This is a genomic window from Metabacillus sp. SLBN-84, assembly GCF_053629595.1.
In genome coordinates this window covers 2,123,540-2,136,453 of sequence record NZ_JBRJIP010000001.1, presented here as the reverse complement: position 1 = coordinate 2,136,453, position 12,914 = coordinate 2,123,540, and the positions used below count along the sequence as shown (strand labels likewise).

General features: G+C 43.2%; 9 protein-coding genes and 1 riboswitch. Of the genes, 3 read left to right on the top strand and 6 right to left on the bottom strand.

Going from position 1 to position 12,914, the window contains the following annotated elements; genetic code table 11:
• The first annotated feature begins 106 nt into the window (after positions 1–106).
• The gene (locus RKD52_RS10975) at positions 107–1,363 is read left to right on the top strand and encodes a 3D domain-containing protein (RefSeq protein ID WP_454099755.1); all 1,257 of its coding nucleotides are present in this window, start codon (positions 107–109) and stop codon (positions 1,361–1,363) included.
• Between the two features lie 72 nt (positions 1,364–1,435).
• Here RKD52_RS10975 and RKD52_RS10970 read toward each other — a convergent pair whose 3' ends face one another.
• On the bottom strand, positions 1,436–2,047 hold the full coding sequence (locus tag RKD52_RS10970; protein WP_454099754.1) for a TetR family transcriptional regulator: 612 nt from the start codon (positions 2,045–2,047) through the stop codon (positions 1,436–1,438).
• Between the two features lie 435 nt (positions 2,048–2,482).
• Here RKD52_RS10970 and RKD52_RS10965 point away from each other — a divergent pair, with 435 nt between their 5' ends.
• Positions 2,483–3,976 carry a peptide MFS transporter gene (locus RKD52_RS10965; protein ID WP_454099753.1) on the top strand — a complete coding sequence of 498 codons (1,494 nt, stop codon included), beginning with the start codon at positions 2,483–2,485 and terminating at the stop codon, positions 3,974–3,976.
• A 43-nt stretch (positions 3,977–4,019) separates the two neighbouring features.
• Here RKD52_RS10965 and metE read toward each other — a convergent pair whose 3' ends face one another.
• A complete protein-coding gene (gene metE / locus RKD52_RS10960) occupies positions 4,020–6,284 on the bottom strand; it encodes a 5-methyltetrahydropteroyltriglutamate--homocysteine S-methyltransferase (RefSeq protein ID WP_454099752.1) in 2,265 nt (754 codons plus the stop codon).
• A gap of 147 nt (positions 6,285–6,431) precedes the next feature.
• Positions 6,432–6,622, bottom strand: a riboswitch (cobalamin riboswitch).
• Positions 6,623–6,692: 70 nt separating this feature from the next.
• On the bottom strand, positions 6,693–7,472 hold the full coding sequence (locus RKD52_RS10955; protein WP_454099751.1) for a GNAT family N-acetyltransferase: 780 nt from the start codon (positions 7,470–7,472) through the stop codon (positions 6,693–6,695).
• 120 nt (positions 7,473–7,592) lie between these two features.
• Here RKD52_RS10955 and RKD52_RS10950 point away from each other — a divergent pair, with 120 nt between their 5' ends.
• Positions 7,593–8,840 (top strand): ATP-binding protein, encoded by a 1,248-nt coding sequence (locus RKD52_RS10950; RefSeq protein ID WP_454099750.1) that lies wholly within the window; start codon positions 7,593–7,595, stop codon positions 8,838–8,840.
• 438 nt (positions 8,841–9,278) lie between these two features.
• Here the strand turns inward: RKD52_RS10950 and RKD52_RS10945 are convergent, their stop codons facing one another.
• The 3 genes from RKD52_RS10945 to RKD52_RS10935 form a co-directional block, all read right to left on the bottom strand.
• Positions 9,279–10,145 carry a Cof-type HAD-IIB family hydrolase gene (locus tag RKD52_RS10945; protein ID WP_454099749.1) on the bottom strand — a complete coding sequence of 289 codons (867 nt, stop codon included), beginning with the start codon at positions 10,143–10,145 and terminating at the stop codon, positions 9,279–9,281.
• Positions 10,142–10,912, bottom strand: coding sequence for a DeoR/GlpR family DNA-binding transcription regulator (locus RKD52_RS10940; RefSeq protein WP_454099748.1), 771 nt, complete (start codon positions 10,910–10,912; stop codon positions 10,142–10,144). The genes RKD52_RS10945 and RKD52_RS10940 overlap by 4 nt, the downstream gene beginning before the upstream one ends.
• A 215-nt stretch (positions 10,913–11,127) precedes the next feature.
• Positions 11,128–12,912, bottom strand: a complete 1,785-nt coding sequence (locus tag RKD52_RS10935; protein ID WP_454099747.1) for an IucA/IucC family protein — start codon at positions 12,910–12,912, stop codon at positions 11,128–11,130.
• Between the last annotated feature and the right edge of the window lie 2 nt (positions 12,913–12,914).

The window sequence follows — 12,914 nt, the reverse complement described above, 5'->3', positions numbered from 1 at the left end:
CGGAGGTTTTTTTCTTGTTTTTGTCGCATTATGAATGATTTAACAGATTTGTAATCTAAAAGACCCCGATTTTATGATATAACTATAAACAGAAAGGGGTTGTTTTATGAAAGTCTCGATACGTATGATTGCCGCGCTTTCTGCAGGATTTGTCGCTTTATCATCCTATAGCCCTGCCTTTGCGCAAACAAGCGGGGGTTCACTTAAACAGGCTGAAAAGCAGCTGAATGAAAACAGTGAAGCTCTTGACAGGAAAGAGAAACAAAAGCAAGCAGTACATACCGCTGTACAGAAAATGGAACACGAACTTGCAAATACGGAAGCTTTAGTCAAAAAAAATGAGAACGATTACGCTTCCATCCAGAAAAAAATCCAGGAAACAAACGAATTAATTGAGGAAAAGAAAATAGAAATTGTCGCACTTCAGGATAAAGTAATAAACCGCGAAGAAATCATGTACGCCAGGCTTACTGCTCTTCAGGAAAATGATCATGCCGATATCGTTATACATACGCTTGTAAATGCAGAAAGTTTTTCAAACTTTTTCGAGCGCATCGGTGCTGTTGCAACACTCTTGCATGCAGACAATGATATTCTTGAACAGCAGGAAGCCGACCTGAAGCAAATTGAGGAAGACAAAAAAGAGATCGACAAGCAGGAAGCCCTGCTGAAAGAACAGCAGCTGGCACTTGCATCAAGCGGCGCCAAGCTTGAGGAAGCTCTCCTTCAAAGACAGACGCAAATGGCTTCACTTAAAAGCGAATATGAAAAAATCTCAGCCGAGGTAACCCTTGCAGAGCAGGAAAAAAGCGTCCTGCAGTCACAGGTGAAAGCGATTGAGACAAACATTAAAAAAGAACAGGATGCAGCAAAAGCACGTGCGGCTAAAGCCCTTGCAGAACGGAAAAAAGAAGAGGCTGCACAGGCAGCTGAAGCAAGTGCACGTGCGGAAGCCGAGAAAGCGCGCAAAGCGAGAGCAGCAAAGGCTGCTCCGGCAAAGAAGCAGACCGCAGCAGTCCCGGCAGTGTCCAAGCCTGCTGAAAAACCTGTGCAGGAAAAGCCTGTTCAGGATGAAAGCAAGGTTTTCTATGTTACAGCTACTGCTTACAGTCATGAAGATACTGCAAGCGACTTCACGGCAATCGGCATTAACATTAAAGAAAATGCCAATATGAAGCTGATTGCAGTTGATCCGAAAATCATTCCGCTTGGCAGCAAAGTCTGGGTGGAAGGATACGGGGTAGCCATCGCAGGCGATACAGGCGGCGCCATCAAAAATCATAAAATTGATGTACTGATGCCTAACAGTGCTGAAGCACGCAAATGGGGCCGTAAAACGGTAAAAATTGAAATTCTCAATTAAAAAAGAGAACCCGCGGGTTCTCTTTTTTGTGTTATAAATATTCTATTTAAATAGCAAATTATTATACTCATTCTATTTATGGACAAGAACAGGTTCCCCTTTAAACAGCCTTTTCATCATGGCATGAAACTGTTCGAATTCAAATACATAGTCTGAGCCGCCGTGTATATTTCTCATTCTCAAACCGGATGCCATGACCACAAGGACCTCCGCTGTCTGACCGGCGTCCACTCCTGAAGAGATAACGCCGTTTTTTTGTCCGGACAGAATCCAGAACCTTGAGAATTCTACCATATAATGATCAAATGCTCTTAGTGCATTCCGTGCTGTCTTAGTGTCGTTCCGTCCAGTAAAGTACAGCAAAATCTGATTGACAATGCCCGAGGGATCGTTCATCGCAGAAAAACTTTCAGCCAGGACATTTGCCGGATCCATCATATCCTCCCCGCTGCTGCCCATTCTTTTTAAAAAGGTTTCATTTGTTTCTTGTATTTTTTCCTCCAGCACCATCGCCAGAAGATCATCTTTGCTTTTTATGTAATGGTAGATTGCCCCCTTGGACAAGCCTGTCCTGTTCATAATCATGGACAAAGTCGTTTTTGAGCAGCCGACTTCGTCTATAAGCTCTGATGCGGCATGGAGCAGAGCTTTTTCAGAGCGTAATCTTCTTTCAAATTGCTTCATTTTCCGACACCCCCTTTACTCATCATAAAAACAGACCGACGGTTTGTAAAGTAGTTTTCTGTCTTCTTTTGATTGTTTTTGTCATTGCATCTTTTTAACTATTACTTCCGCAAGATTTGTTGTTTTTGCACTTTACCCGTTGCTTTCCGCGGGGAGTGCCTGAAGCTTCCTCGCTGCACTTGCGGGATCTTCAGTGCCCTCTTCATCCCGCAGGAGTCAAGTTCCTTCCGCTGCAATCCACTGGAGTTTTGTGCATATATTCACATGATAGAAGGATTACGCAATTTTTATATGAAACAAAAAATTGTCGCAAATGACATGAATGTTAAGTTATTTCAGAAAAATAGTATAAATAGCAATTTTGCCGATTTTTTTTGACAATTCAATTTTAATAGTAGTATTATTATACATGGTAAAAAGGAGGCTTCTTGTAACATGTCATCACTTGACAAAGACAAAATTGTACAAAGTGTACCGCAAAAAGGTTTTTTCGGTCATCCTAAAGGATTATTCACCCTTTTCTTCACAGAATTCTGGGAGCGTTTTTCCTACTACGGGATGAGAGCAATACTTCTGTATTATATGTACTACTCGATGAAAGACGGCGGCCTGGGTCTTGATCAGCCGACTGCCCTTTCGATCATGTCCATTTATGGATCATTGGTTTATATGTCTGGAATCATCGGAGGATGGATTTCCGACCGGTTGCTCGGCAATACGAGAACCGTTTTTTACGGCGGCGTTCTCATTATGCTTGGCCATATTATTCTTGCTCTGCCAGGAAGCATTCCGGCATTTTTTGTTTCTATGTTCTTTATCGTAATCGGAACAGGTTTGCTTAAGCCGAATATTTCGAATATTGTGGGTGATCTCTACAGCAAAGAAGATAACCGACGCGATTCCGGTTTCAGTATTTTCTACATGGGAATCAACCTTGGCGGTCTGCTTGCACCGCTTATCGTTGGTACTCTCGGACAGAAATACAATTTCCACCTTGGATTCGGAGTAGCAGCAGTCGGTATGTTCCTTGGACTTGTTGTGTTCATGCTTACGAAAAAGAAAAACCTTGGACTTGCCGGAACGGGTGTTCCAAATCCGCTTACTCCAGCTGAAAGAAAAAGCGTTTTCGGCAGATTGGCGATTGGACTTGCCGTCATTCTTGTTTTAGGTGCTGTATCCATTTCTACAGGTTACCTGACGATTGACCGCTTTACATTCTTGATCAGTATTCTTGGTATTTTGATTCCTGCAGCATACTTTATTGTGATGTACCGCAGCCCGAAATCAACAGATGTTGAGCGATCACGCCTGATCGCATATATTCCTCTGTTTATTGCTGCTATGATGTTCTGGGCAATCCAGGAACAGGGTGCAACCATTCTTGGTGCTTATGCTGATAAACGCACACAGCTGACGTTCGGAAACTTTGAAATTCAGTCATCCTGGTTCCAGTCGCTGAATCCGCTGTTTGTTGTTCTATTGGCTCCGATTTTTGCGTGGCTTTGGATTAAGCTTGGAAACCGTCAGCCGTCGACATCCAAAAAGTTTGCTTTTGGACTTTTCTTCGCCGGGTTATCATTCCTGGTCATGATTATTCCAGCTTATACAAACGGCACAGATACACTTGTTCACCCAATGTGGCTTGTGCTCAGCTTCTTCCTTGTTGTTCTTGGAGAGCTTTGCCTGTCCCCAGTAGGATTATCAGCAACAACCAAGCTTGCTCCGGCTGCTTTCTCAGCGCAGACCATGAGTTTATGGTTTCTGACAAATGCATCGGCTCAAGCAATCAACGCACAAATCGTAAAATATTACACACCTGAAACCGAAATTGCCTACTTCGGAATTATCGGCGGACTCGCCATTCTTTTAGGGGCAATCATGCTGATTCTTTCACCAAAGATTCAAGCGTACATGAAAGGTGTAAGATAATACGCAGAAAAAGCCTGTCCTTAAACTGGACAGGCTTTTTTCATTAAACGGTTGTCTCTTGAACGGCTTTCTCTCTGCAGACCTTCGCAGCTCTCACCATAATCTTCAATGCCTCAACGGCCTCTTTTTCCCCTCTTGTTTTGAGGCCGCAGTCAGGATTCACCCAAAATTGGGCAGAATCGAGCACCTGCAGTGCCCTTTCAATATTTCGGATCATTTCCTTTTCTGAAGGGATGCGCGGACTGTGAATATCATATACGCCGAGGCCAATTCCCTTACTGTAGGAGAATGTTTCAAAAGAACGAATCAGTTCCCCGTGGCTTCTTGAAGTCTCAATGGAAATGACATCTGCATCAAGTGCATCAATTGCTTCGATCATGTCTTCAAAGCTTGAATAACACATATGTGTATGGATTTGCGTCTCAGGTTTCACAGAAGCTGTTGACCTTTTAAAAGCAGTGACGGCCTCGTCCAAATACTGTTTCTTCTTTTCCTGTTTAAGCGGAAGACCTTCTCTAAGCGCGGGTTCATCTACCTGGATCATGCCGATTCCTGCGCTCTCTAATGCCTCAACCTCTTCTCTCACGGCGAGAGAGAGCTGATTTAACACGGCTGCTCCAGGTACGTCAGATCTTACAAAAGACCAATTTACGATTGTAACCGGTCCGGTCAGCATTCCTTTTACAGGCTTGTCAGTCAGCTTTTGGGCAAAAAGGGTTTCTTTTAATGTCATCGGCTCCTTAAAAAACACGTCCCCGTAAATGAGAGGAGGCCTTACGCAGCGTGAACCGTATGACTGCACCCACCCATTTGAGGTGACAGTCATCCCTCCAAGCTTTTCACCGAAATATTCGACCATGTCTGTCCGCTCGAACTCACCGTGAACGAGGACATCAAGCCCCAGGTTTTCCTGGATATCAATCCACTTTTTTATTTCACCTTCAATAAACTGATAATAGTCCTCTTCTGAGAGAGTTCCTTTTTTATACTTCAGCCTTGCAGCACGCACTTCTTTCGTTTGAGGAAAACTTCCGATGGTTGTCGTCGGAAGCAGCGGAAGGCTGAATTTTCTTTGCTGCGCCTCTTTTCTTTGAACTGCTCCAACTCTGACAGTGCTGTACTCATCATAAGAAGCATGTACAGAATGCCGGTTTCTCAAGTCTGAAGCCTCAAGATCTGCTATCCCCTTATCATAGGCTGAAAGGGTCTCTTCTTCAAAATTTAAAAATTTTGTCAGCAGGGTGTTTTCATGGAGCTTTTCATCTGCAAATGCCAGTGCGTTTTTAACAAGGGGATGCAGCTTCCCTTCACTCTCTGCTGTTACAGGCACATGAATAAGACTGCATGAAGGCTGAAGAATCAGCCGGTCTCTTCCGACCTCATCCAGAATTCGGTTTACCAGTTTGACTGTTTTCTGAAGCTCTGCCTTCCAGATATTGCGACCGTCGATGACTCCTGCCGCAAGCACCTTGTCCTTTGGAAAACCGAATGCACTCAAATGCTCCAGCGTTTTGCCGCTGTCATGAACAAAATCCAGGCCTATGCCGTCAACAGGCAGCTGAATGAGCTGTTCATATTGTTCAGGACATTCAAAGTAGGTTTGCAGCAGAAGTTTTACCCTGCCTAAGCCTTCTTTTATTGCTTCATAGATTTTCTTCGTTTTTTTCATAAAGGCAGCATCCGCTGCTGATGTAACGAAAATTGGTTCGTCTATTTGTATCCACTCTGCTCCTTCTTCTTCAAGCTCCTTGAAAACCTGAACATATAAAGGGATGAGTTTTTCAAGAATTTCTTCTTTCTTTTCTCCTTTTGAAAGGGCTGTGAGAGTAAGCGGCCCGATAAGTACCGGTTTCCCCGTAATCCCGGCCTCATCCCTTGCTTCTTTATATAGCTCAAGCAAGCGGTTGTGGATAAGGCGAGGCTCTGTTCCGTCAAGCTCAGGCACGATGTAATGGTAGTTTGTGTTAAACCATTTTGTCATCTCTGATGCGACTTTGTCTTTGCTGCCCCTGGCAATCGCAAAATACGTCTCAAGTGATGAGGGGTCCTGATCCCTGAATCTTTCCGGGATCAGGCCGAACATAACAGCCGTATCAAGTACATGATCGTAATAGCTGAAGTCGCCGACCGGCACAAGGTCAATCCCCGCCTCACGCTGTTTCACCAAATGAGAGAGCCTGATTTTCTTCATATCCAAATGAAACTCCTGCTCCGTCAGATCTCCTCTCCAAAACGCCTCAAGAAGCTTTTTCCATTCTCTTTTTTCGCCGATTCTCGGATAGCCAAGGTTTGAATTTCTAATTTTCATTGCGGTTCCCCCGTTTTCATAGTTTCTCAGCTCTAAACGCAAAAAAACTCTCCTTTTTAAAAGAGAGTTTAATGGACACAGCTAACTAGAGTTGAGACACAACAAAGGTTTCAACATACCGCATCACCCTCCCTATTGCGCGTAGGCTTAAAGTGCATACGAAAGGCAGGTCTCCTGGCTCTGGTTCACTGCATGCTGCTGCCTTCCCATTCCATTTCAGAACAGTGGCTTTGTGCAGAATGCTCCCCATTACAGTGGCGCGACCGCACCGGATTTTCACCGGCTTCCCTTTTAAGCTTCCGCGTAAACGCGTCAGCACCCATCGCTTGTCAACATATTCAGAATATTTTTGTGATTGTTTTTAACAATAGCTGATGTTTCTCAATCTTGCAAGACATTTCTTATTATTCAGAAAGAAATTCCGATCACTTTCCATTTGGCAGTCTCATAAAATCCAAGCTTTTTATAAAGGTTTTCTGCATCCGGATTATTGTAAAATAAATAGAGCTCTCTTTCAGTTCCGTAATCACGGCAGATTCTCTCTATGACTTTTGATGCATATCCCTTTCTTCTGAATATTGGCGGAGTGGCTACGCCGGCAATAACAGCAGTCTTTTCGTGTTCTGTATAAATTCCTGCAGTTGCTGCCATCGTGCCATTTTCCTCGACGTAATACACACTAAGCTTTCCAGAGAGGATGCTTTCATACTGTTCACCGGCAAAAAAAGCTTCAGTTGGACCAGCCATTTTATATTCTTCCACCTGCATGAACAGATGATATAGTCTGCGGCATTCTTCAAGACTTGTGATCTTGCAGACTTCGCCGGATACGCTGCCGGCTGCTTTATTATCGTATTTCATCATAACAGAGTCACTTTCAATCTCGGTTTTGACAATCTTTTTAAATGTCTCAATAAGTTCTCGTTTCCCAAAAATTCTCCTTATGCCGGTTTCCTGAATGAAAGGAATAATAGCTTCAATATCCGGAGGAATGACGGAACTGCAGAAGTATATTTTTTCAGGATAAACGATAAGCAAAGCCGTTAATTCAGCACTTGAATACTGACCGTAAACCCGGATTTGTTCATCTTTAAGATCCTCCGCAATCAAAGCGTGTACATCATAATCTTTATCTAAAAAAGCGGCAGCCTGTGGAAGCTGGTCTTGTTTCAGCAACTTTATCGCCATTTCTCATCTCCCGGGAAAAATTTTAGCCAGTCTATTAGAATATTCTAACATTTTCTTTCCGTTTGATATATATTTTAATAGAGAGGAAATTTCACTATTTGGAGAATTAGGTGTGTGCCCATGGAAATGAAGGATGTATTGTTAAATCTTTTGCTCGTTTTGTCTCCGCTTCTCATCATTCAATTATTGTATATGAGAAAAGAAACGAACAAGAAAATGAAAAAGCGGCTGTTTGCCCTTCTTCCTGCGCTTGCCATTGTCTTCAGCATGCAGTATCCCTTTATGATTGATGGAGAATTTTTCTTTGATTTCAGGCGAATTCCATATGTTATGGGGCTTTTGTATGGAGGATACCCACTTGGAATCTTTTTATTTATCGTCACAGTCGGAACAAGGGTGATAATTGGCGGCAGCGGCATATATCCGACAATTGTCATGGCAGGAATACTTGTTCTGTTAGTCCCGATGCTGTCTTCATATTATCTGAAAAGCAGGCTTAGAATAAAGCTCTGTCTAGTAGCTGCATTAGTTCTGGTCTCTCTGCTGTTCTCCATTATCCAAATTGAGATGATGTATAAAACGGCTTTTCATCCGTCGCATTATGTGGAACTGATCATCTTTCATATTTTTGCAGCGGTTATTGGAACGATTTTGTTTGAAACGATCATTCAGAATTTTCATCTGCTGAAAAGGGTCATTAAAGCAGAAAAGCTGGAAGTTGTCAGCCATCTTGCAGCAAGCATTTCACATGAAGTGCGCAATCCCCTGACAACAACAAAGGGTTTTCTTCAGCTGCTCAGAGATGATGAAATCAGCAGGGAGAAAAGAGACGAATACATTAAAATCTCATTAGATGAACTGGACCGTGCTACAAATATCATTAAAGATTATTTAACCTTTGCAAGACCGGAGGCTGAGCATCAGCACCCAATTTCTATACACAGTGAACTAAAGAACTGCATGAATGTACTGACACCCCTCGCTCAGATGGAAAATGTACAGTTAGAGGAAGATTTCAGCAAAGAAGAGCTGTATGTTCTCGGGGATTCCCTCAAGTTAAAGCAATCCTTTATCAACATGCTGAAAAACAGCATTGAGTCATACAGCAACGGAGGACAGGTTCATATTTCTACGCAAAAAGAAGGTTCATATGTAAAAGTCACAATAACAGACCATGGAAAGGGCATGACTGAGGATCAGGTGCTGCGTCTTGGTGAACCTTACTTTTCAACAAAATCAAACGGTACAGGTCTTGGGATGATGGTAACCTACAGCATTGTCCATTCGATGAACGGGTACATCAAAGTGAAAAGCGGTCCTGGTCAAGGGTCTGTTTTTCAAATCTACCTTCCTTCTCTGTCAGCCTGATTTCCTGCCGTCGCAACTGTACAGCAATCTTTTACAGGCTTGTATAAGAGCCGTTGAGACGAACGGAGATCTGGTAAATGTCTGGGGAGACTGCCATATTTCCCTAAAAAGGTCTGTGAGTATTCGTTCAGCCGCATCAGCATTGTCGGTTGCTGAATAAATGATTCTGAGAAGAATTTTTTCATACCTGGCATACAAAACTTCCAAAGCGGCCTGTTCCTTTTGAATAATTAAAGCCAGCAGCTGATGGTCTCTCACCCTACTTTCCTCCCTTATGAAGAATAGTAATTTATGCCCTTTAATTTAGAAATATAAACCATATTCAGGTGGCTAATGTTCAAGTATGAGATACCTCAGCATGTTTTTATGCTTAATTAGAAAAGGAGCTCTTCACTTCCCTGAAGAACTCCTTTTTCTTATATCCTATGAAGACCCTTTTTATTTCACCGTTTGTCTAGCCAATATCCGGCGAATTGCAAGCTCTACTCCGTCCTGATCATTCGTGAGGGTGATATCTGAACAGATTGCTTTAATTTCAGGCCGCGCATTGCCCATAGCAATGCTTTTACCTGCTGCCTCAAGCATCGACTGATCATTCATGCTGTCCCCAATTGCAGCGGTTTTTGCAAGGTCAATCCCTAAATGGCCGGCGAGTTTCTTCAGAGCAATGCCTTTTGAGGCCAGTTTATGTTCAAGTTCAAAGTTATGGTCTGCCGACGTGACCAAGGTGAGGTTTTCACGGTCTTTAAACCTCTCCCATCCAGCATCGAGCTTCTCCTGGTGGAATGAAAAGGCAAGGATATTATAAATGTCTTCATATAAAATTTCTTTGCAATTCTCAATAAAGACAAACCCCGACTGGCTGTACTGTTTGGAAGCAGCATGAAGAAGCTTTGTGCGGTCAGCTTCTGGATTTGCACTTTTGATCCGGTCTATTTCAATCGACAGCAGCTCCCTTCCATGCTGCGGGGTGAAGATCGCTTTATTTCCGAAAACTTCGTAGTAATAGCCGTTTTCTTCAAGAAACTGCAATGCTTCTGCAGCCAATTCCTTTTCCATAGGCTGGGAATGAAACAGGGTTCCGTCCGGCTGGTGGATCGTCGCGCCGTTCGCAGCAATCACCCAGGTTTTCACATTCGCCGTTTTGAAAATTTCCATCACATCAAAATGGGCTCTCCCTGTTGCAATGACCACTTCTATCCCTTCTTCCTGCGCTTTTTTCAGCGCATTCAGATTTTCCGCACTTACTTTGTTTTCACTGTTCAGAAGTGTACCGTCAAGGTCAATCGCAATTAATTTTGTCATGTTGTTTCCTCCTCTGCTACAAGCAGCTCTACATTGTTTTTATCAAGCAGATCTCTAAACGATTTATCCGGCTCTTTGTCTGTAATCAGAAGGTCGATCTCATGCAGATCGGCATAGAGGAAAAAATCGGTCACTCCAAGCTTTGAATGATCGGCAAGGGCAATCACCTGATTTGCCTGGCTGATCATCTTCCTCTTTACCATTCCATCCTCCTCGTGGGCTATAGACAAGCCTCTTTCAGAAATGCCGACGACCCCAATAAATACTTTATCCACATGATATTTAGAAAGTTTTTCAACGACAGATGATCCGTACAGAAAACGGTGCTCCTTCTGCAGTTCTCCTCCAAGCAGATGAATTTGAATCCCGGGCTTTGTTGAAAGAATATCTGCCTGATTGATTGAGTTTGTAATAACAGCTGCATTCGTGACATCCATATATTCTGCGCACGCCTGAACAGTAGTGGAAGCGTCAAGGATAATCCGGTCTCCTTCCCGGATGAGGCTTGCTGCTTTTCTGCCGATCAGCTCTTTTTCGTAAGAAACCGTTTCAAGGCGGTTTTGATAATCTTTAATTTCAGTATGAGAGCTCGGCAGGATGGCTCCGCCCCGCGTCCGGATAATCAGCTTTTGCTCCTCAAGCTTCACGAGATCGCGCCTTGCCGTGTCTTTTGAAACATCATAAAGCGAACAAATCTGATCAGCCGTGATCCGCTTATGCTCTTTTAAATAGTCCAATATCGAAATCAAGCGTTCTTCCTGGTACAAATGACACACCTCACTTTTCAGAAATGTTTGTAAAATAACACTGCACTTACACCTTATATAAGTGATTATAAGTTTTATGCATTAAAAATTCAAGTATTTATAAGTTTATACAAGTGATTTTATGTAATTGTAAGTGTTATGCAAGTTTTAAGAGGGTGTTCAAGCAGGTATACAAAAAGACGGCAACATCTTTTACTGATGCTGCCGTCTTCTCGTTAATTTTTAATTGCTGCAAGTTTGCCTGAAGCAAGCGGATTATTTACCCTGCCGAATTCAGAAGCGTGAGGCCTGTCGTCGCCGTCGCCGTATCCATAATCAATCATGCGGTTCCGATTCAGACAAAGTTTTTTAAAAGATGGCCTCAGAAGATCAAACAATTCAAACCGATCGTTTAGTTCAGGGAATTTTGCCTGATACTCTAGAATGGCATCTCTGAGCATTCTCCAGAAATCGGATTCATTCAGCTTGCCGCTTCTGTGAAGAATGTCTGCAAGATATCTGAAGTGGCAAACGAACAGTCCGGTAAAGATAAACTGACAGAGCCCTTCAGGAGCTTCGCTCCTTAATACACTTCTAAGTTCTTCTGATATGTGCTGCAGTTCAGGCAGCTTCTGGTCACTGATGTTTACATCATCTACAAAATCTTTTACGGCCACACGGTGCGGCTTACTGTCTTTAAGGATGAGCACTGTATTCTGTCCGTGAGGTGAAAATACGGTTCCGTACTGATACAAATAATGAAGCAGCGGCGGAAGGATCACATCAAACAGCTGTTTGATCCAATCTTCTGCAGTGAGGCCGGCCTTTTTAGCAAGTTCAAGGGCATAAGATTTACCGTCTTCGCCGACATATAAAAGGGCCGCAAGAGTGATGGCCTGCTCCCCTTCTTCAAGAAATGAGCAGAGATTTTCTCTCCAGATCACCCCGAGCATTTCAAGAAATTGATAAGGTGCCCCGTTCACAGTCGAATAATCCGGATGATCGTAATTCATGCTTGCGATCTCACCGGGCAGAACCACTCTGCACACATCCCGAAGAAAAGGGTCATTATCCCTTATTCCCTTAATATGCTTGGTGATCTCTGGAGCCAGAACCACTCTCTCTGACGGGAGCCCTCTGTATACGAGAGTATTTAATATACTCATAGGCAGCTTTACATGGTGCTTTTTTTCGTCATTCATGTTGACAAAGGTACGGATTGATTGCTGCGGCAGGTATTCGACCTCCCCTTTTCCGAGATAAATGATGTTCTGTTCAGCCAGCTCTTCAGCAAACTGCGCCACGATCATATGGTTCCACTGCCATTCGTGCACCGGCATGAAGAAATATTCTTCAGGTTCAACACCTGCCCTGCTCAGATTCTGGTTAAACATTTCCCATGCATTCAAACCAATTTCATCTTTTATTAATTGCTCATAGTCAACTTCTTCAATAGAATGAAACGTGCCTTTGTCTTTGGAAACAGCGATCCAGTCCAGCTGCACGGCCTTTTTTTGTTCCGGGGCATATTGGAGGTAATCAGAGTAGGAAAAACCGATTCGCCCTTTGTTGTATGTAATCCACGGATGGCCCGTCATTTCTCCTTCCAGTTCAGCATATCCCAGCTCAAGAAGGGATTCCGTCGACCGGTGTTCCTGCTTTGCCATTATGTGAACATCGGCAAGAAGTGTACGTTTGTATTCCTCAATCAGATAAGCAGCCGTAAACGGCTTAATTCCAATATCCTGCTGGATCAGCAGCAGGAATTCAACAGCACTTACCTCACCAAGCCATTGATTACCCGATTGGACTTGTATGGATTCCGGATTCACCCAGTAGCTGTCCATTAATCTTTTTTCAGCTTTGAATCTGATTTTCTTGGCGCCTGAACATTCAAGATAATAATAGTCTTCCGATTGAACAGCAGAAATCATATCTTCATATAAAAACTCAGCAATCATTTTGGCGGTCAGCCGTTTATTGGCCTTTAACCAATGTTTCTTATTGATGTTCGCTTCCATAT

Coding starts and splice junctions, on each gene's coding strand:
- RKD52_RS10950 (WP_454099750.1), top strand. CDS start 7,593: ATGGAAATGAAGGATGTATTGTTAAATCTTTTGCTCGTTTTGTCTCCG.
- metE (WP_454099752.1), bottom strand. CDS start 6,284: ATGAAAATTAGAAATTCAAACCTTGGCTATCCGAGAATCGGCGAAAAA.
- RKD52_RS10975 (WP_454099755.1), top strand. CDS start 107: ATGAAAGTCTCGATACGTATGATTGCCGCGCTTTCTGCAGGATTTGTC.
- RKD52_RS10945 (WP_454099749.1), bottom strand. CDS start 10,145: ATGACAAAATTAATTGCGATTGACCTTGACGGTACACTTCTGAACAGT.
- RKD52_RS10965 (WP_454099753.1), top strand. CDS start 2,483: ATGTCATCACTTGACAAAGACAAAATTGTACAAAGTGTACCGCAAAAA.
- RKD52_RS10935 (WP_454099747.1), bottom strand. CDS start 12,912: ATGGAAGCGAACATCAATAAGAAACATTGGTTAAAGGCCAATAAACGG.
- RKD52_RS10970 (WP_454099754.1), bottom strand. CDS start 2,047: ATGAAGCAATTTGAAAGAAGATTACGCTCTGAAAAAGCTCTGCTCCAT.
- RKD52_RS10955 (WP_454099751.1), bottom strand. CDS start 7,472: ATGGCGATAAAGTTGCTGAAACAAGACCAGCTTCCACAGGCTGCCGCT.